Raw genomic sequence first — 19,348 nt, forward strand, 5'->3', positions numbered from 1 at the left:
CCCACCGCGATCCTGACGCATGTTCACCGCTAGCGATCTAGTCGACCGCCTTCACCATATCCTCGATCACCTTCTTCGCGTCGCCGAACACCATCATCGTCTTGTCCATGTAGAACAGGTCGTTGTCGAGCCCGGCGTAGCCCGCCGCCATCGAGCGCTTGTTGACGATCACGGTGCGCGCCTTGTACGCCTCGATGATCGGCATGCCCGCGATCGGCGACTTCGGATCGTTCTTCGCGGCCGGATTCACCACGTCGTTCGCGCCGAGCACCAGCACCACGTCGACCTGGCCGAACTCGCCGTTGATGTCCTCCATCTCGTACACCATGTCGTACGGCACTTCGGCCTCGGCGAGCAGCACGTTCATGTGACCCGGCATGCGGCCGGCCACCGGGTGAATGGCGTACTTCACCTCGATGCCCTTCTCGACCAGCTTGTCGGTCAGCTCCTTCAACGCGTGCTGCGCGCGCGCGACGGCCAGCCCGTAGCCCGGCACGATCACGACCGTTTCCGCGTTGCCCATCATGAACGACGCGTCATCGGCCGAACCCGATTTCACCGGACGCTGCTCCGCTGAGCCGCCCGCGGCCGCGCCCGGCTCGTTGCCGAAACCGCCGAGGATCACGTTGAAGAACGAGCGGTTCATCGCGCGGCACATGATGTACGACAGGATCGCACCCGACGACCCCACCAGCGACCCGGCGATGATCAGCATCGGATTGTTCAGCGAAAAGCCGATGCCCGCCGCCGCCCAGCCCGAGTACGAGTTCAGCATCGACACGACGACTGGCATGTCCGCACCGCCGATCGGAATGATGATCAGTACGCCGAGCACGAAGGCGATGATCGTCATGATGATGAACGGCAGCCACGACTGCGTGAGGAAGAAGAGGACGCCGAAGCCGAGCATCGCGAGCGCGAGCATCAGGTTGATCAGATGCTGGCCGCCGTAGACGACCGGTGCACCCTGAAACAGCCGGAACTTGTACTTGCCCGACAGCTTGCCGAACGCGATCACCGAGCCGCTAAAAGTAATCGCGCCGACGAAAGTGCCGATGAACAGTTCGATGCGGTTGCCGTACGGCAGGAAGCCCTCGATCGGCACGTCGGGATCGACGAGGCCGAACGCGGCCGGCTCCGACACCACCCCATACGCGATGCACACGGCCGCGAGACCGATCAGCGAGTGCATCGCCGCGACCAGTTCAGGCATCCTGGTCATCTCGACGCGCGCGGCGACGAACGCGCCGATCGCGCCGCCGATCACGAGCCCGAACAGCAGCAGGCCGAGACCGAGACCGAGATTGGAGCCAAGTGCTTCGGCCTGCCGCGAGATCAGCGCGATGGTCGTCAGAATCGCGATCGCCATGCCGACCATGCCGAAGGTATTGCCGACGCGCGCGGTCTTCGGATTCGACAGACCCTTGAGCGCCTGGATGAAGCAGACCGACGCGACCAGATACAGCAGCGTGACGACGTTCAGGTTCATTTACGTACCCTCCTTGCCGCCAGCCGGTAGTTTCCTGGGTTCCTTCTTCTTGAACATCTCCAGCATTCGCCGTGTGACGAGAAATCCGCCGAACACGTTGACGGCCGCGAGCGCCACCGCGATCGTGCCGAAGAACTTTCCGGCGCTGCCGACGGTGAGACCGGCCGCGAGCATCGCGCCGACGATCACGATCGCCGAGATCGCATTGGTCACCGCCATCAGCGGCGTATGCAACGCGGGTGTGACGTTCCAGACCACGTGATAGCCGACGTAGATCGCCAGCACGAAGATGATCAGGTTGATCACCGTGTGATTGATGACTTCCATCTTCGGCTTCCCCCTATGCGTTGCGCGTGACCTGGCCGTCGCGAGCCAGCAGCGTGGCCGCGACGATGTCGTCCGCGAGATCGATGTTCAGCGTGCCTTCCTTGGCGATAATCAGCTTCAGGAAGTCCAGCACGTTGCGCGCGTACAGCGACGACGCGTCGGCGGGCACCATCGCGGCGAGATTCGTATAGCCGACGATCTGCACGCCATAGCGCACCACCACCTGGTCCTCCTCGGTCAGCGGACAATTGCCGCCGCGCCGGCCGTCGACTTCCGCGCCGCGGCCGGCCGCGAGGTCGACGAGCACCGAGCCCGGTTTCATCGCCTGCACGGTTTCGACCGACAGCAGCGTCGGCGCGGGGCGGCCTGGAATCAATGCGGTCGAGATCACCACGTCGGCCTGCTTCGCGCGCTCGTGCACGAGCGCCGACTGGCGCGCGAGCCACGACGGCGGCATCGGCCGTGCATAGCCGCCCACGCCTTGCGCGGCCTCGCGCTCCTCGTCGGTCTCGTAGGGCACGTCGAGGAACTTCGCGCCGAGCGACTCGATCTGCTCCTTGACCGCCGGGCGCACGTCGGACGCCTCCAGCACGGCGCCGAGGCGCTTCGCGGTGGCGATCGCCTGCAGGCCAGCCACACCCGCGCCGAGAATCAGCACGCGCGCGGCCTTCACGGTGCCGGCCGCGGTCATCAGCATCGGCATGAAGCGTGGATATAGCGTCGCCGCGAGCAGCACCGCCTTGTAGCCGGCGATGTTCGCCTGCGACGACAGCACGTCGAGGCTTTGCGCGCGCGTGGTGCGCGGCGCGGCTTCGAGCGCGAACGCGGTGACGCCGGCCGCGGCGAGCTTGCCCGCGTTGTCGGCGTTGAACGGATCGAGCATGCCGACGAGCGTCGCGCCGCGCTTGAGCAGCGGCAGTTCGGAATCGGTGGGGGATTGGACTTTGAGGACGAGATCTGCGCCGAATGCAGTGGCGGCATCGACGATTTCCGCGCCCACGGCCGTATAGGCGTCGTCGGGAAAGCTCGCGCCGGCGCCGGCGCCGCTCTGGAGCGTGACCCGGTGGCCTTGCGCCACGTATTTCTTGACCGTCTCGGGCGTCGCGGCAACGCGGGTTTCATGCGCGCGCGTCTCGGCTGGCACTCCGATGTGCATCGTTGTTCCTCCTCGACTTCCTGTTTGACGACAGACCTGCCGACGAGGCTCGCCGGCTTGCACATGCAACGGCTAACGCAGGCCCCACTTTAACCGGAAACCGCCACATCACAAATATCGGGGTCGATGCGAATGCGCGGCAGACCGCCAAACTGGTACGGATCGGTCGCGATCCCTCCTCGAACGCGCTGCGAACCGGCTGCCAGCGGTCACCGGCCGTAGCTTGGCCCAGCGCCCGCCCGCCGCCCGGCAGCCGGCGCGCATAACCGGTAAAATGCGCACCCATGAAACCGGAAACCTGGCTGCCGCACGTGACCGTCGCGGCGATCGTCGAGCGTGACGGGCGCTTCCTGCTAGTCGAGGAACACACTCCCGCCGGCCTGCGCCTGAACCAGCCCGCCGGCCACCTCGAGGCGGGCGAAACGCTGCTGGAAGCGGTGGTCCGCGAAACGTTCGAGGAAACCGCGCATCCGTTCGTGCCCCAGGCGCTCGTCGGCATGTACATGACCCACTTCGAGCGGCCGGACCGCGCGGGCACCACGTACCTGCGCTTCACCTATTGCGGCGCGGGCGGCGAGCCGGACCCGGCGAGTTCGCTCGATCCCGACATCGTCCGCGCGCTGTGGATGAGCCCCGATGAGTTGCGCGCGTGCCCCGAGCGGCATCGCACGCCGCTCGTGATGCAGTGTATCGACGATTACCTGGCCGGCCGGCGTTTCCCGCTCGACTTCGTCCATACGCATTCGGTTGGGCCGAAGCAATAAGGCCGTCACGAGCGGCCCCATAGATCCGTGCAGTCATGCAGCACCCAGTGAGTACCTTATGAACAAGCGTAAAGTCGTAGTAGGCATGTCGGGCGGCGTCGATTCGTCGGTCACCGCGTGGCTGCTGAAGGAACAGGGCTACGACGTGGTCGGCCTGTTCATGAAGAACTGGGAAGACGACGACGACAGCGAATACTGCTCGACGCGCCAGGACTGGATCGACGTGGTGTCGGTGGCGGACCTGATCGGCATCGACGTCGAGGCGGTCAACTTCGCGGCCGAGTACAAGGACCGCGTGTTCGCCGAATTCCTGCGCGAATATTCGGCCGGCCGCACGCCGAATCCGGACGTGCTGTGCAACGCCGAGATCAAGTTCAAGGCCTTCCTCGATCACGCGATGTCGCTCGGCGCGGAAACGATCGCGACCGGCCACTACGCGCGCGTGCGCGAGAACGATGGCCGCTTCGAGCTGCTGAAGGCGCTCGACCATACCAAGGACCAGTCTTACTTCCTGCATCGGCTGAACCAGGCGCAGTTGTCGAAAACACTGTTCCCGCTCGGCGAGATTCCCAAGACGAAGGTTCGCGAGATCGCCGCGCAGATCGGCCTGCCGAACGCGAAGAAAAAGGATTCGACCGGCATCTGCTTCATCGGCGAGCGGCCGTTCCGCGACTTCCTGAACCGCTATCTGCCGACCAGGCCCGGCCCGATGAAGACCACCGACGGCAAGATCGTCGGCGAGCACATCGGCCTCGCGTTCTACACGTTCGGCCAGCGCAAGGGCATCGGTCTCGGCGGCAGCAAGGACGGCAGCGGCGAGCCCTGGTTCGCCGCCGGCAAGGATATTCCGACGAATACGCTGTACGTCGCGCAGGGACACGACCATCCGTGGCTGCTGTGCCATACGCTTTCGGCGGGCAACACGAGCTGGGTCGCGGGCGAGCCGCCGGCCGACGGCTTCGCGTGCGGCGCGAAGACGCGCTACCGACAGGCCGACGCGGCGTGCACGTTCAACGCCTCGGCGGGAGGCGGTTCGGGCGAAGGCCTCTTCGAACTTACCTTCGACGCCGCGCAATGGGCCGTCACGCCGGGCCAATCGGCGGTGCTGTACGACGGCGACGTGTGCCTCGGCGGCGGCATCATCGAACGCGCGATGACCGGGCAACCGGCCGAACTGCCGCAGGATCAGGCGCCGAAGCAAACCCGCGCGCAGCGTCGCAAGCAGGCGCACAAGCCAAAGCAGCCGCAAGGCCACGCGCAGGACGAGCCGCCAACCCCGCGGCAAAAAGCGGCTCTGCTCGGCGCGCGTTGAGCGATGCATAACGGCGGGCGCGGCGGGTCGTACCACTCCGGCAGGTTCGCGCCGTTCACTAAGTTTCCCCCGCCTTGCGCATTCACACACGCTTCACCTTCGCGTGCAACGCTTGGCTTCCATTCGCAGGCCTTATCTTCGGGCTTCGCCGGTCCGCGCCGCACCTTGACCCGCAACCGCCAGTTTTCCTTCGCGACCGGTAGCGCCCGCGCCCCCGTGCGGACGATCCCGCCGCAATGATCTTCACTGCACTGGAGTCCTCATGTTTTCTCGACGCTATCTGGCCATGTGGTGCGCAATCGCGCTCACCGCGGCATGTGCCGCGCTCGCCGCGACGCATCGCCTGTCGTGGTTCTGGATCCTCGTGCCGGCCGCGCTCGTCGCGCTCGGCGTGTTCGACCTGAGCCAACAGCGCCATGCAATCCTGCGCAATTACCCGCTGTGGGGCCACCTGCGTTTCATTTTTGAATTCATCCGCCCCGAAATCCGTCAGTATTTCGTCGAAGACGATACAGACGAAAAGCCGTTCTCGCGCGCGCAACGCAGCATCGTCTATCAGCGCGCGAAGAACGATGTCGACAGCCGCCCGTACGGCACGCGGATCGACGTGAAGGCGGTCGCGCACGAATGGATCAGCCACTCGCTCGCGCCGACCACGCTCGACGGTCACGACTTTCGCATCGTCGTCGGCCCCGATCGCGCGCGGCCGTATTCGATGTCGATCTTCAACGTGTCGGCGATGAGCTTCGGCTCGCTATCGGCCAATGCGATCATGGCGCTGAACCTCGGCGCGAAGAAAGGCAACTTCGCGCACGACACCGGCGAAGGTTCGATGTCGAAATATCATCGCGAACATGGCGGCGACATCATCTGGGAAATCGCGTCCGGCTATTTTGGATGCCGTAACGACGACGGCACCTTCAACGCCGGGAAGTTCGCGAAGCAGGCCGCCGAACCGCAGGTGAAGATGATCGAGGTGAAGCTGTCGCAAGGCGCGAAGCCCGGTCACGGCGGCGTGCTGCCGGCCGCGAAGATCACGCCCGAAATCGCCGAGACGCGCGGCGTGCCGATGGGCCGCGACTGCATCTCGCCGGCGACGCACTCCGAGTTCTCGACGCCGCGCGAGCTGCTCGAATTCGTGGAGCGGCTGCGCACGCTGTCGGGCGGCAAGCCGACCGGCTTCAAACTGTGCATCGGGCATCCGTGGGAATTCTTCGGTATCGCCAAGGCGATGCTGGAAACGGGCATTCTGCCGGACTTCATCGTCGTGGACGGCGCGGAAGGCGGCACGGGCGCGGCACCGCTCGAATTCACCGATCACGTCGGCGTGCCGTTGCAGGAGGGGCTGCTGCTCGTGCACAACACGCTGGTCGGCATCGGTCTGCGGCAACGCATCCGCATCGGCGCGAGCGGCAAGATGATCACCGCATTCGATATCGCGAAGACGCTCGCGATCGGCGCGGACTGGGTCAACGCGGCGCGCGGCTTCATGTTCGCGGTCGGCTGCATCCAGGCGCAGACCTGCCATACCGGCCGCTGTCCGACCGGCGTCGCGACCCAGGATCCGGTGCGCCAGCGCGCGCTGGTGGTGCCGGACAAGGCCGATCGCGTGTTCAACTTCCACCACAACACGCTGCACGCGTTGCAGGAAATCATCCAGGCGGCCGGGCTCCGGCATCCGGCGGAGCTGCGCGCGCATCACATCGTGCGGCGCGTGTCCTCGCATGAGGTGCGGCTGATGTCGGATCTGCTCAAATATCTCGAACCTAACGATCTACTCAACGGCAACTATCGCTATACGCTGTTCGAGACGTACTGGCCGATCGCGCAAAGCGATTCGTTCTCGCCGAAGGCGGAGCTGGCGGCGAGCTGAACGTGCGCGCGGCCCTTGCCGCGTCGCCTGTCGCCCAAAAATCGCATCGCGGCCCGTCCGACCCCGCAAAACGGGCCGCCCCCCTTCCTTTCCGCTAAAATCTCGGGTTTAGCACTTCGCTCCACGGCCCCGTCGCGCGCTTAGGCGCACGCGGAATGGCCCCATGCCCGAAAGGCACTTCATGCTCACGTTTCAGCAAATCATCCTGACCTTGCAGTCCTACTGGGACAAGCAGGGCTGCGCGTTGCTCCAGCCGATCGACATGGAAGTCGGCGCGGGCACGTCCCACGTCCATACGTTCCTGCGCGCGATCGGCCCCGAGCCGTGGCGCGCCGCCTACGTGCAGCCGTCGCGCCGCCCGAAAGATGGTCGCTACGGCGAGAACCCGAACCGTCTGCAGCACTACTACCAGTATCAGGTGGTGCTCAAGCCCGCGCCGGAAAACATTCTCGACCTGTACCTCGGCTCGCTCGAAGCGCTCGGCTTCGACCTGAAGCAGAACGACGTGCGTTTCGTCGAGGACGACTGGGAAAACCCGACGCTCGGCGCATGGGGGCTGGGCTGGGAAGTGTGGCTGAACGGCATGGAAGTGACGCAGTTCACGTACTTCCAGCAGGTCGGCGGTCTCGACTGCAAGCCGGTGCTCGGCGAAATCACCTACGGGCTCGAGCGCCTCGCGATGTATCTGCAGAAGGTCGAGAACGTCTACGACCTCGTCTGGACCGAGTGGGAAGAACAAGGCCCGAACGGCCCCGAACTGCGCCGCCTGACCTACGGCGACGTGTATCACCAGAACGAGGTCGAGCAGTCCACCTACAACTTCGAGCACGCGAACGTCGATCTGCTGTTCACGTTCTTCAACAGCTACGAAGCGGAAGCGAAGCGCATGATCGATGCGCAGATCGCGCTGCCCGCCTATGAACTCGTGCTGAAGGCCGGCCACACGTTCAACCTGCTCGACGCGCGCGGCGCGATTTCGGTCACGGAACGCGCGGCGTACATCGGCCGGATTCGCGCGCTGTCGCGTATGGTCGCGCAGGCCTACTACGACTCGCGCGAAAAGCTCGGCTTCCCGATGCTCGGCAATCCGGTGCACGGCGTGCCGGGCCTCACCACCGACGAGCAGGAAGCCGCGATGCCCGCGTGGGCGCCTCCGCTGAAAGTCGAACGCAAGATCGACCAGGACTGACGAGAACTTCAACCAATGACTCAATCTCAACACGCTACCCTGCTCGTCGAGCTGCTGACCGAAGAACTGCCGCCGAAGGCGCTCGCGCGTCTCGGCGACGCCTTCGCCGAAGGCATTGCGCAGCGCCTCGCGGCGCGCGACCTGATCGAAGGCGAGCCGTCGTTCGAACGCTTTGCTACGCCGCGTCGTCTCGCGGTGACGATTCACAGCGTGCGCGCGGTCGCGCCGGAAAAACACGTGCGCGAAAAAGTGCTGCCGGTTTCCGTCGCGCTCGATAAAGACGGCCAGCCCACCGCGCCGCTCGCGAAGAAACTCGCCTCGCTCGGCTTCCCCGACTTCACGGTGAACGACCTCGAACGCGCCCAGGACGGTAAAGCCGAAGCGTTCTTCCTGCGCTACGCGGCGCCGGGCGCGACGCTCGCCGACGGCTTGCAGGGCGCGCTCGACGAAACGCTCGCGAAGCTGCCGATTCCGAATCCGATGACGTATCAGCGCCCCGACGGTTCGAGCGTGAAATTCGTGCGCCCGGTGCATCGTCTGACCGCGCTGCACGGCGAGGAAATCGTGCCGGTCAGCGCACTCGGCATCGACGCCGACGACACCACGCTCGGCCACCGCTTCCTGTCTGAAGGCTTCGTGCAGATCCAGCACGCGCAGTCGTATGCCGAAACGCTCGAACACAGAGGCCGCGTGATCGCGAGCTTCGCGAAGCGCAAGGAATCGATCCGCTCGCAACTGCTCGCACAAGCCGGTGACGACAAGGTCGTGATGCCCGAAGCGCTGCTCGACGAAGTGACGTCACTGGTCGAATGGCCGGTCGTCTATGAGTGCCGCTTCGAGGACGAATTCCTGCAAGTGCCCCAGGAATGCCTGATCCTGACGATGCAGACGAACCAGAAGTACTTCGCGCTGACCGATGCGAACGGCAAGCTGCGCTCGCGCTTCCTGATCGTGTCGAACATCGAGACGGCGACGCCGGTCGAGATCGTCGAAGGCAATGAGCGCGTGGTGCGTCCGCGTCTCGCCGATGCGAAGTTCTTCTTCACGCAAGACAAGAAGAAACCGCTCGCGGATCGCGTGCCACTGCTCGCGAACGTCGTTTATCACAACAAGCTCGGCTCGGCGCTGCAACGCGTGGAGCGGCTCGAAGGGCTGGCCGGCGCGATCGCCGCACTGACCGGCGCCAACGTCGCGCTCGCGACGCGCGCCGCGCGCCTCGCGAAGGCCGACCTGATCACCGACATGGTCGGCGAATTCCCCGAGCTGCAAGGCACGATGGGCACGTACTACGCGCGCCACGACGGCGAGCCGGAAGAAGTCGCGCTCGCATGCTCGGAACACTACCAGCCGCGCTTCTCGGGCGACGCCTTGCCCACCACCGCGACCGGCACCGTCGTCGCGCTCGCCGACAAGCTCGAAACGCTGGTCGGCATCTGGGGCATCGGCCTGCAGCCCACCGGCGAGAAAGACCCGTTCGCGCTGCGCCGTCATGCGCTCGGCGTGCTGCGCATTCTGGTCGAGAAGCAGCTGAACGTCGACTTCGTCGAGCTGCTGCGCATCGCTTATGCGCAATTCGCCGGTGTGCCGAACGTTGCCGATTCGACCGACGCGATCTACGAATTCAGCATGGACCGCCTGCGCGGCCTGCTGCGCGAACGCGGCTACGCGGCCGGCGAATCCGACGCGGTGCTCGCGCTGAACCCGACGCGGCTCGACGACCTCGTCGCGCGCCTCGACGCGGTGCGCGAATTCGCGTCGCTCGCCGAAGCGGCGTCGCTCGCGGCGGCCAACAAGCGTATCTCGAACATCCTGAAGAAGTCGGAAGGCGTGACGAATGGCGGCGTGCAGCCCGGCTTGCTCACCGAGGCAGCGGAGAAGGCGCTCAACGCGCAGCTCGAACAGGTCACGCCGCGCGTGCAATCGCAACTGGCCGTGCGCGACTACACCGGCGCGCTGACGGCGCTGGCCGCGCTGCGCGAACCGGTGGACACGTTCTTTAACGACGTGATGGTCAACGCCGAAGACCCCGCGTTGCGCGCGAACCGTCTGGCTCTGCTCGGCGCGCTGCATCAGCAGATGAACTGCGTCGCCGATATTTCCCGACTCGCCGCCTGAGCACCGCGCCATGCCGATCAAGAAAGTGGTGATCCTCGACCGCGACGGTGTGATCAACGTCGACTCCGACGCGTTCATCAAGTCGCCGGACGAATGGGTCCCGCTGCCCGGCTCGCTGGAAGCGATCGCACGCCTGAACCAGGCGGGCTATCGCGTCGCGATCGCGACGAACCAGTCGGGCATCGGCCGCGGTCTGTTCGACATGGATGCGTTGAACGCGATGCATCTGAAGATGCACCGGATGGCGGCGGCGGTCGGCGCGCGCATCGAAGCGGTGTTCTTCTGCCCGCACACGGCGGAAGATCACTGCGATTGCCGCAAGCCGAAGCCCGGCATGCTGAAGATGATCACCGAGCGATTCGAAATCGATCCGGCGCATACGCCGACAGTCGGCGATTCTCTGCGCGATCTGCAGGCGGGCGCGGCGCTCGGTCACCCGGTGCATCTGGTGCTGACCGGCAAGGGCCGCAAGACCCTCGCCGCGGGCGGCTTGCCCGAAGGCACGATCGTGCACGACGACTTGCGCGCGTTCGCGCTCGACTTTCTCGCCGACGCTCAGGAGTAAACGCGCACCGCGCGCTCCCAACCCTCACCGACCACGCCGATGCGCTTTATCCGTTCCCTGCTGCTGCTGATTTATTTCGTTGTGGTCACGGTGCCGTACGCGACCGCATGCTTCATCGCGTTTCCGTTCCTGCCCGCGGAAAACCGCTACTGGATGGCGGCCGGCTGGTGTCGTCTGACGCTGTGGACGGTGCGCTACCTGAACGGCATCCGCTACCGTATCGAAGGTTTCGAGAACCTGCCCAACGGCCCGGCCGTGCTGCTGTCGAAGCATCAGTCGGCGTGGGAAACGCTCGCATTTCCGGCGATCATGCCGCGCCCGCTGTGCTACGTGTTCAAGCGCGAGCTCTTGTATGTGCCGTTCTTCGGCTGGGCGCTCGGCATGCTGAAGATGGTTCACATCAACCGCAAGGCAGGCAAATACGCGTTCGTATCGGTCACGAACCAGGGCAAGGCCCGCATGGCCGAAGGCGCATGGGTCATCATGTTTCCGGAAGGCACGCGCACGCCGACCGGCAAGCAGGGCAAGTACAAGACCGGCGGCGCGCGCTTCGCGATCGCCACCGGTGCGCCCGTCGTGCCGATCGCGCACAACGCGGGCCGCGTGTGGCCGCGCAACTCGTTTCTCAAATATCCGGGTATAGTCACGGTGTCGATTGGCAAGCCGATCGACACGACGGGGCTCACGCCCGACGAAGTGAACACGCGCGTCGAGCAGTGGATCGAAGCCGAGATGCGCCGCATCGATCCGACTGCCTACAGCGCGGCGGCTAACGATTCCGCCGCCGCTCCCATCTGACGCGCCACGCCCTCGAAGTCCGAAGGCGTATTGCGCGAAGCGAAGCCGATGCAGAAGTCTCCCACGCCGCAGCCCGCCGCGGCGCTCGAAAACCGGCAGCTCGATCTCCCGCTCTTCGCCGAGCCGGGGTCGACGTCGTCGTCTCCTTCACCTTCCGCGCCGGGTTCATTGGGCTCAGCGCCGGCCCTGCCGCCCGCCGCACCGCTCGCGCCGGACGGCAGCAAGCTACGTAGTCTCACCATCGGCTCACGCACGCTGCATTACGCGCTCAAGCGTTCCGCGCGCCGCTCGATCGGCTTTGCGATCGACAGCACCGGCCTCACGATCACCGCGCCGCGCTGGGTCACGCTCGCCGATATCGAAACCGCGATCACCGAAAAACAACGCTGGATTTTTACGAAGCTGATCGAATGGCAAACGCGCGTCGAGCAGCGTGCATTGCCGAAGATCGACTGGAAAGACGGCACCGAAGTGCCCTACCTCGGTCAGCCGGTGCGCGTGACGCTCGGCGCGCCGCAAGGCGTGCTCGCGTTCAGCGCCGAACATGGGTCGCTGCAATTGCCGCTGCCGTTGCAAGCCGACCCGCAGCAGATCAAGGATCGCGTGCAGGGCTGGCTGCAAGGAGAGGCGAAGCGGCTGTTCGGCGAGCGTCTGGCGATCTACGCGCAGAAGCTCGGCGTCAACTATCGCGCGTATGCGTTGTCTTCGGCGGCGACGCGCTGGGGCAGTTGTTCGAGCGACGGCAAAATCCGCCTGAACTGGCGGCTCATCCACTTTCCGCTGTCAATCATCGACTACGTCGTCGCGCACGAGCTGTCGCATCTGCGCGAGATGAATCACAGTCCGCGCTTCTGGCAGACGGTCGAATCGATTTTTCCGGAATTCCGCGAGGCGCGGCAGACACTGAAGTCGCATCCGCCGGAGCTGTTGCCGACGCTTTGAGGCCGGGCGCTATCTATGCGAGAGCGCTTTCGCGGACTGCAACAGATCGGCGAGCATCACGCCGCGCCTGTCCGGGCTCGTGTCGCGGCCGGTCATGAAACACAGCGCCGCAATAGGCAGTCCCGCACGGTCGCGAATCGGCGCTGCCATACAAAGCCTGAACGCATTCGAGAGTCCTTCGGTGCAGCAGTAGCCTCGTTCTTTTGCGGTCTGCACGTCATTCAGGAATTCGTCGAATTCGATATTCACCCCGTTGTCGAGGATGAAATCTTCGGCCGGAATGAGCGCGCGAATCTCGTCGGCATTCAGGTGACCTAGCAGCAGACGTCCCGTGGCGGTCCACGGAATCGGCACTCTCACGCCGATGTCCGAACTGATGTTGAATGGCCGGGCACTGTTCTCGGACAACACGACCGTGTACTTGTTGCCTTCCAGCATGCACAGCTGCGTGGTCTCGTCGTACTTCCGTACCAATGCCAGAATGGATTGATGCGCGCGGCTAATCAGATCGTTGTGCGTTGCATAGTCGGACCCGTAGTAGTGCATCTCGCGCCCGAAGAACACGCTCCCATCCGCGGCCGCCTCGAGCCAGCCCACTTCCGCGAGAATCGCGACCAGCTCGTAAATGCTCGAACGCGGTGCGCCGGTCGCCTCGATTAATTCGCGCATGGTCAGCGGGCGTTGGGCGACGTGCAATTGCCGGAACATCGCGATGACGCGATCCACGCCTCTCGCCCGAGACGATTCTGTTACAGCCATGCGTTCACTCCGTAAAGCGTTCATCCGACCGGTTGTCTTTCAAGCGACGGGAGTTTATCGCGCGCTGACCCGCGAAAGCGACTTTCAGGCCGCGACAGGTCAATGGTCGAGAACTCTGTGCAGAAACTGCCGCGTGCGATCGTTCGCGGGATTGACGAAGATCTGTTCCGGATCGCCCTGCTCGGCGATGACGCCCTTGTCCATGAAGACGACGCGGTCGGCGGTCTTGCGGGCAAAGCCCATTTCATGCGTAACGACGACCATCGTCATGCCGTCGCGCGCGAGCCCACGCATCACCTCGGTGACCTCGCCGACCAGCTCCGGATCCAGCGCGGACGTCGCCTCGTCGAAGAACATGATGCCGGGCTCGACCGCGAGCGCTCGCGCAATCGCCACGCGTTGCTGCTGACCGCCCGACAACTGGCTTGGATAGTGTTCCGCGCGGTCCGCGAGCCCGACACGGTCGAGTGTGTCCATGGCGCGCTTGCGCGCGTCGTCCGGACTCATGCGGCGTGCCTTGATAAGCGCGAGCGTGACATTGCCGAGCGCGGTCTTGTGAGGAAACAGATTGAACTGCTGGAAGACCATGCCGACATGGCCGCGAATCTCTCGCGCTCGGCGCGGATCATGCATGGGCACATCGTTGACCCAGACCTCGCCGGAATCGGTGGTCTCCAATCCCGCCATGATTCGCAAGACCGTGCTCTTACCCGAGCCGGATGCGCCAATGAGCACCAGCACCTCGCCCGAGCGAACCTGGAGATTGATTTCGTTCAACACCCGAATCGAACCGAATGCTTTGCTGACGCCCGTCAGTGAAATGATGGGTCTGGTTTGGCTTTGGTTACTCACGACAATCTCCTGCGGTCATGGTGGCGCACCCATTGCGAGAGCGGGAAGCACACGGCGAAGTAAATGAGTGCGACGAGTCCGTAGATTTCCACGGGCTTTCCGACCCGGTCGACGATGGCCTGGCCACCATGCATCAACTCGGACATTCCGATCATGCTGACGATCGACGTGTCCTTGATGAGCGACAGATACTGACCGACGAGAGGCGGCAACACGATCTTTCCCGTCTGAGGCAGCACGACGAACGAGAACGACTGAGCCCGCGTGAGGCCGAGGATCTGAGATACCTCCCATTGACCTTTGGGTACCGCCTCGATCCCTGAGCGGAAGATTTCGGCGATGTAGGCGCCCTGATAGATGCTCAAGCCGATGACGCCGGCTGCGAAGACGTCGATCGCGTAACCGAAGTACGACACGCCGAAATAGATGAACATCAGCGTGATGAGTACCGGCGTGCCGCGAAACAGCTCCGTATAGAGTCTGGCAATGCGGGCTGTGCCCCACGGTCCGAACGACCGCAAGACCGCGGCGAAAAGACCGATCAGCGTGCTGCCCACGATGGACGCAATGGAAAGCAACAGCGTCGTCACCAGACCCTGCAGCAGGATGGAGAAACTGGTTTTCAGCAATTCGACTGACATGATCCAACTCCAATCCGGGAATCAGGCCCGTTTCGTCCGGCGCATGAAGCCGGTCCCGAAACCGGTGCGCGCCGGCATGACGAGGGGAGGATGGAAGATCCGCGCTCCGAGCTGGCCCGCAAGCCAGGACAGTACGTTACTGAGCACGAGATACGCGACGAGCGTCACGCTGAACGTCTGAAGGTAGAGAAGCGTCCGCGAGTTGATCACGGTCGCAGTGCCGGTCAACTCCGGCAACGCAATGGCGGATAGCAGCGACGTACCGAGCAGCAACTGGATCAGGTAGTTGACGATGGCCGGATAGACCGCGCGCGTCGCCTGCGGTAGCACGACCTCGACGAAGATCTGCGCGCGTTCGAGACCGAGAATGCCGGCGGCCTCGAGTTGTCCGCGCGGCACCGACTGTATGCCGGCGCGGAACACTTCCGATAGGTAAGCACCGACGTTGACGCCGAGCGCAATGACGCCCGCCCAGTATGCGTCGAGCGAAATACCCGCCGACGGCAGACCGAAGAAAACGATGAAAATCTGCAAGAGAACAGGCGTGTTGCGGATGATTTCAACGTAGCCGCGAGCAATCAACCGAAATGGCGCGAGCGGAGAAACGCTGGCAAGCGCGGTCAACAAGCCGAGGACTAGCGCCAGTACGAATGCCAGCACGGTGACTTGCAACGTCAGCCAGCTCGCGCTCAAAAACTCGGGCACGTAGCCCCACAGAGTGAGCCACTCGTAACTCATCTCACCCTCCGCATCGTTCGAGTTTCATTGGATATCGGCATCTCGCGCTCCTCAAAACTGCGGATTGAGCGGGTAGCGCGGATCGGTGCCGAACCACTTGTTGTAGAGCTGCGCGTTGAGCTTCGACGCATTGACGTTGAAGAGGAACAGATTCAGGTAGTTGAGCCATTCCTGATCGCCGGCCTTGACACCGAACGCGTTGTATTCGAGCGGGACCAGCGCTTCGTTCGTGACGGCAAGTTCAGGATCGAGCTTGGCCTGATACGCGAGAAAGTTGTTGTCCTCGATCATCGCGTCGGCCTGCCCCTGCTTGACGGCAAGAATCGCGGCCTGCGAGCTGTCGTATTCCTGGATCTTGATCGGGATATTCAGCGAGCGCACTTCGTCGCCATTGGTCGAGCCCTTGACCGTCGCAATCGTGCGACCGCCCATGTCCTTGATCGACTGAACGCCACTATTTTTTCTGACCAGCAGTGCTTCGCTGGCAACCACGTAGGGGGTCGTGAATTCGATTACTTTCGCGCGCTCCAGATTACGCGTGAAGTTGCAGAACACGACATCCACTTTGCTGGTCTGCAGATTCGGAATCCGGTTCGCGCTCGTCGTATTCACGACCTCGAGCTTCACGCCCATCTGCTTCGCGAGTTCCTTCGCGAGGTCCACGTCATAGCCGTCTGGTTGGCCGTCCTTGTTATAGAACCCGAACGGCGCGAACGTCAGGCAGTCGCCGACGCGCAGCGTGCCTCGCTGCAGCACGGCCTGAAGCGTCGAGGGGGATGCCGCTGCGCTCTGCCCTGGCGTGGCAACCTTGGTGCAGCCAGAAATTGCGAGCAATCCAGCAACAGCGAACAGGAAGGCGGCTTGGGCGCCTCGTTTGGCAAGCTTCATGGCAGGGTCCTAAGCGGAGAAGAGTGGTCCGGAGCGGACGAATCGGCTTTAGCGCCTGTCTGCACGCTCAGCGAATCGCCGGGTCACGCATCGATTGTCCGGTATATCAGACTGTTATCTGACAAACCGGATTGATGCTGAGTGTTGGACGCTAATATCAAACCGGCAACCGCACACAAACCCTTATTGCCTATACTTTTTTGTTCAAATAGGTCCGTTCGAATTCCACGCGGCACATCGAGTCCGCGGTGGGCCGGGCGGCCGGCGCGGCGTCGGGCTCACGCTATACGGCAATCATTTACAATTGCCGCAGGTCGACGCATTTATCGACAAACTATCAAAGGAGTCCTCATGCGAATCTTGCATACCATGCTTCGAGTCGGTGATCTGGATGCATCGATCCGGTTCTACACCGAAGTTCTAGGAATGCGCCTGCTTCGAAAGAACGACTACCCGGACGGGAAGTTCACTCTCGCATTCGTCGGTTACGAGGACGAATCCGAAGGCGCAGCGATCGAACTGACGTACAACTGGGACACGAGCAAGTACGACCTCGGAACCGGCTACGGTCACATCGCCCTCGAAGTCGACGACGCCTATGCGGCATGCGAGGAAGTGAAGAAACGCGGCGGTGTCGTTACACGCGAAGCGGGGCCCATGAAACACGGCACGACTGTCATCGCCTTCGTCGCCGATCCGGACGGGTACAAGATCGAGCTGATACAGAAGAAGGGGCGAGTCGACTGACGTCCGGTGGCGGGCACGAGTCGCGCTGTCAGCCAGAACGATGAAAACACAGCCCGGCTTCACGTTGCACCCGGCGAATTGACGCCGGGCGAATTCGCCCGGCAATCTTGCCTCGTGCCGACGCCATCAAAAAACGCCGACTACTGACGCTCGGCGTTGCCTGCAAGAAAATCAGGCAACTCAGACGCATCAACGACCGGCATCCGAGCGCGCCCACCGAAATCCCTACGGCTCGGCGCGCGCTCGCAGAAGACAGGGCTTCGGCTCGCGCAGGCAGGTTTGCTATCGTATGGCCTTCGCCGCGCACCGGACCGACCGGCTCGCCGTGCACTCTCCACCTCTTCACCGCACCGCCATGAGCACGACCACTGCCCTGCCCGCGCGCCGCGCCCCGGATAGCTTCGCGATCCTGTTGATGATCGGCCTGTGCGCAATCTGGGGGCTGCAGCAAGTCGCGATCAAGACCACCAATGCGGCGGTGCCGCCGGTATTTCAGGCGGGGCTGCGCTCGACGATCGCGGCGCTGCTCGTGTGGGCATGGGCACGCTCGCGCGGCACGCCGCTCTTTCGCGATGACGGCACGCTCGGCGCGGGCCTGCTCGCGGGCGTGCTGTTCGCGGCCGAGTTCGTCTGCATCTTTCTCGGCCTGACGCTGACGAGCGCGTCGCGCATGGCGGTCTTTCTGTACACGGCGCCGTGTTTCACGGCACTCGGCCTGCACTGGTTCGTCGATGGCGAACGCATGCGGCGCATCCAGTGGCTCGGCATCGTCGTCGCGTTCGGGGGGATGGCGCTCGCGTTCGCGGACGGCTTCCTGCACACGGACGCGGGCACGGCTGCAAGCGCGGCCCACGGCTCGACGCTCGCGGGCGCGGCCGGCGATGCGCTCGGCGTGCTCGGCGGCATCGCGTGGGCCGCGACCACGGTGGTCGTGCGCGGCTCGCGGCTCGCGCGGACGAGCGCGAGCAAGACGCTGTTCTATCAGCTGACTGTGTCGGCGGTGGTGCTGCTCGCGCTGGCGCTGGGGCTCGGCGAGGTGCGCGTGGAAAGCGTGACGCCGCTCGCGCTCGCGAGCCTCGCGTATCAAGCCGTGATCGTCGCGTTCGTCAGCTATCTGTTGTGGTTCTGGCTGTTGACGCGTTACATCGCGTCGAGGCTGTCGGTGTTTTCGTTTCTGACGCCGCTGTTCGGTGTCACCTTCGGCGTGCTGCTGCTCGGCGAGTCGTTCAGCGCGCGCTTTCTGATCGCCGCGCTGCTGGTGCTGAGCGGCATCGCGCTCGTCAACGCGCCGGCGAAACGGTAAGCGGGCTCGACGGCGGCGCCCTGCCGCCGTCGAGCGTCGAATCTATTCCGGCGCAGCGGCCGAGCGCGCCGCCACCGCTTGCGCCACTCTCACGTATTCGGCGACCGGCACGTCCTCCGCGCGGCGTTGCAGATCGAAGCCGAGCGCGTCGAAATCGACGGTGTCGCGCAGCGCGGCAAGCGTGTTGCGCAACATCTTGCGACGCTGCGAGAACGCCGCCGTCACCACCCCGCCGAGCACGCTTTCGTCGACCACCGGCAGTTCGTGCCGCTCGTACGGAATCATCCGCACGATCGCCGAATCGACCTTCGGCGGCGGCTGGAACGACTCGGGCGGCACGTCGAGCTGCTTGTCGATCACATAGCGGTACTGCAGCATCACCGACAGGCGACTGAACGCCTTCGTGCCCGGCTCCGCCACCATCCGCTCCACCACCTCGTTCTGCAGCATGAAGTGCTGATCGATCACGCGCTCCGCGAACGCCGCCAGATGAAACAGCAGCGGGCTCGAAATGTTGTACGGCAGATTGCCGACGATGCGCAGCGACGCCTTGTCGCCCGGTGCCGCGAGCGAGCCGAAGTCGAACTCGAGCGCGTCGCCCGCGTGCAGTTCGAGCAGGTTGCCGAACTTCGTTTTCAGACGGCCGATCAGATCGCGGTCGAGTTCGACCGCGTGCAGCGGCGTCTCGGGCGTCGCGAGCCGCTCGATCAGCGGCTCGGTCAGCGCGCCGAGGCCCGGACCGATTTCGACCATGCGCTCGCCGCGCTGCGGCCGGATCACGTCGACGATCGAATCGATCACGCCCATGTCGACCAGAAAGTTCTGACCGAAACGCTTGCGCGCGAGATGGCCCTGGTGCCGGCCTTGCTGTCTGCTGGTGGACATCGGAG

The 19,348-nt window shown here is 64.2% G+C and carries 19 protein-coding genes; 10 read left to right on the plus strand and 9 right to left on the minus strand.

The window, feature by feature from the left end; all coding sequences use genetic code 11:
• Nucleotides 1–37 precede the first annotated feature (37 nt).
• From OKW45_RS30205 to OKW45_RS30215, 3 genes are read right to left on the minus strand one after another with little or no spacing between them, the layout of a single operon-like run.
• Complete coding sequence (locus OKW45_RS30205) at nucleotides 38–1,489, minus strand: NAD(P)(+) transhydrogenase (Re/Si-specific) subunit beta (RefSeq protein ID WP_429472755.1); 1,452 nt, start codon at nucleotides 1,487–1,489, stop codon at nucleotides 38–40.
• Nucleotides 1,490–1,816: an NAD(P) transhydrogenase subunit alpha part 2 gene (locus tag OKW45_RS30210; RefSeq protein WP_018419437.1), complete on the minus strand. Its 327-nt coding sequence runs from the start codon at nucleotides 1,814–1,816 to the stop codon at nucleotides 1,490–1,492.
• Nucleotides 1,817–1,829: 13 nt separating this feature from the next.
• Entirely contained in the window at nucleotides 1,830–2,972 is a 1,143-nt protein-coding gene (locus OKW45_RS30215) for a Re/Si-specific NAD(P)(+) transhydrogenase subunit alpha (protein WP_429472756.1), read from the minus strand.
• A gap of 284 nt (nucleotides 2,973–3,256) precedes the next feature.
• On the opposite strand from OKW45_RS30215, the gene OKW45_RS30220 reads away from it, so the two are divergent.
• The 8 genes from OKW45_RS30220 to OKW45_RS30255 all read left to right on the plus strand — a co-directional run bounded on the left by OKW45_RS30220 (nucleotide 3,257) and on the right by OKW45_RS30255 (nucleotide 12,530).
• Entirely contained in the window at nucleotides 3,257–3,736 is a 480-nt protein-coding gene (locus tag OKW45_RS30220; protein ID WP_018419435.1) for an NUDIX hydrolase, read from the plus strand.
• A gap of 58 nt (nucleotides 3,737–3,794) precedes the next feature.
• Nucleotides 3,795–5,048, plus strand: a complete 1,254-nt coding sequence (gene mnmA / locus OKW45_RS30225) for a tRNA 2-thiouridine(34) synthase MnmA (RefSeq protein ID WP_429472757.1) — start codon at nucleotides 3,795–3,797, stop codon at nucleotides 5,046–5,048.
• A gap of 262 nt (nucleotides 5,049–5,310) precedes the next feature.
• Complete coding sequence (locus OKW45_RS30230) at nucleotides 5,311–6,921, plus strand: FMN-binding glutamate synthase family protein (RefSeq protein WP_429472758.1); 1,611 nt, start codon at nucleotides 5,311–5,313, stop codon at nucleotides 6,919–6,921.
• Between the two features lie 181 nt (nucleotides 6,922–7,102).
• On the plus strand, nucleotides 7,103–8,110 hold the full coding sequence (gene glyQ, locus OKW45_RS30235) for a glycine--tRNA ligase subunit alpha (RefSeq protein WP_429473391.1): 1,008 nt from the start codon (nucleotides 7,103–7,105) through the stop codon (nucleotides 8,108–8,110).
• Nucleotides 8,111–8,125: 15 nt separating this feature from the next.
• Complete coding sequence (gene glyS / locus OKW45_RS30240) at nucleotides 8,126–10,225, plus strand: glycine--tRNA ligase subunit beta (RefSeq protein WP_429472759.1); 2,100 nt, start codon at nucleotides 8,126–8,128, stop codon at nucleotides 10,223–10,225.
• A gap of 10 nt (nucleotides 10,226–10,235) precedes the next feature.
• A complete protein-coding gene (gene gmhB, locus OKW45_RS30245) occupies nucleotides 10,236–10,790 on the plus strand; it encodes a D-glycero-beta-D-manno-heptose 1,7-bisphosphate 7-phosphatase (RefSeq protein ID WP_429472760.1) in 555 nt (184 codons plus the stop codon).
• 39 nt (nucleotides 10,791–10,829) lie between these two features.
• A complete protein-coding gene (locus OKW45_RS30250; RefSeq protein WP_018419429.1) occupies nucleotides 10,830–11,588 on the plus strand; it encodes a lysophospholipid acyltransferase family protein in 759 nt (252 codons plus the stop codon).
• Nucleotides 11,589–11,636: 48 nt separating this feature from the next.
• A complete protein-coding gene (locus OKW45_RS30255; protein WP_429472761.1) occupies nucleotides 11,637–12,530 on the plus strand; it encodes a M48 family metallopeptidase in 894 nt (297 codons plus the stop codon).
• Nucleotides 12,531–12,539: 9 nt separating this feature from the next.
• Here OKW45_RS30255 and OKW45_RS30260 read toward each other — a convergent pair whose 3' ends face one another.
• The 5 genes from OKW45_RS30260 to OKW45_RS30280 all read right to left on the minus strand — a co-directional run bounded on the left by OKW45_RS30260 (nucleotide 12,540) and on the right by OKW45_RS30280 (nucleotide 16,408).
• Nucleotides 12,540–13,289 (minus strand): IclR family transcriptional regulator, encoded by a 750-nt coding sequence (locus tag OKW45_RS30260; protein WP_429472762.1) that lies wholly within the window; start codon nucleotides 13,287–13,289, stop codon nucleotides 12,540–12,542.
• A 99-nt stretch (nucleotides 13,290–13,388) separates the two neighbouring features.
• Complete coding sequence (locus tag OKW45_RS30265) at nucleotides 13,389–14,141, minus strand: amino acid ABC transporter ATP-binding protein (protein ID WP_429472763.1); 753 nt, start codon at nucleotides 14,139–14,141, stop codon at nucleotides 13,389–13,391.
• Nucleotides 14,138–14,782 (minus strand): amino acid ABC transporter permease, encoded by a 645-nt coding sequence (locus tag OKW45_RS30270; RefSeq protein WP_018419425.1) that lies wholly within the window; start codon nucleotides 14,780–14,782, stop codon nucleotides 14,138–14,140. Before OKW45_RS30270 ends, OKW45_RS30265 begins: the two co-directional genes overlap by 4 nt.
• Nucleotides 14,783–14,803: 21 nt before the next feature.
• Complete coding sequence (locus tag OKW45_RS30275; protein WP_018419424.1) at nucleotides 14,804–15,520, minus strand: amino acid ABC transporter permease; 717 nt, start codon at nucleotides 15,518–15,520, stop codon at nucleotides 14,804–14,806.
• Nucleotides 15,521–15,571: 51 nt separating this feature from the next.
• Nucleotides 15,572–16,408: an ABC transporter substrate-binding protein gene (locus OKW45_RS30280; RefSeq protein ID WP_026225601.1), complete on the minus strand. Its 837-nt coding sequence runs from the start codon at nucleotides 16,406–16,408 to the stop codon at nucleotides 15,572–15,574.
• A 351-nt stretch (nucleotides 16,409–16,759) separates the two neighbouring features.
• Here OKW45_RS30280 and gloA point away from each other — a divergent pair, with 351 nt between their 5' ends.
• Nucleotides 16,760–17,155: a lactoylglutathione lyase gene (gloA, locus tag OKW45_RS30285; protein WP_018419422.1), complete on the plus strand. Its 396-nt coding sequence runs from the start codon at nucleotides 16,760–16,762 to the stop codon at nucleotides 17,153–17,155.
• A 355-nt stretch (nucleotides 17,156–17,510) separates the two neighbouring features.
• On the plus strand, nucleotides 17,511–18,458 hold the full coding sequence (locus OKW45_RS30290) for a DMT family transporter (protein WP_018419421.1): 948 nt from the start codon (nucleotides 17,511–17,513) through the stop codon (nucleotides 18,456–18,458).
• A gap of 42 nt (nucleotides 18,459–18,500) precedes the next feature.
• Here the strand turns inward: OKW45_RS30290 and rsmA are convergent, their stop codons facing one another.
• Nucleotides 18,501–19,343, minus strand: coding sequence for a 16S rRNA (adenine(1518)-N(6)/adenine(1519)-N(6))-dimethyltransferase RsmA (gene rsmA / locus OKW45_RS30295; RefSeq protein WP_018419420.1), 843 nt, complete (start codon nucleotides 19,341–19,343; stop codon nucleotides 18,501–18,503).
• Between the last annotated feature and the right edge of the window lie 5 nt (nucleotides 19,344–19,348).

This window comes from Paraburkholderia lebeckiae (genome assembly GCF_050436225.1).
Classification (GTDB): Bacteria; Pseudomonadota; Gammaproteobacteria; order Burkholderiales; family Burkholderiaceae; genus Paraburkholderia; species Paraburkholderia tuberum.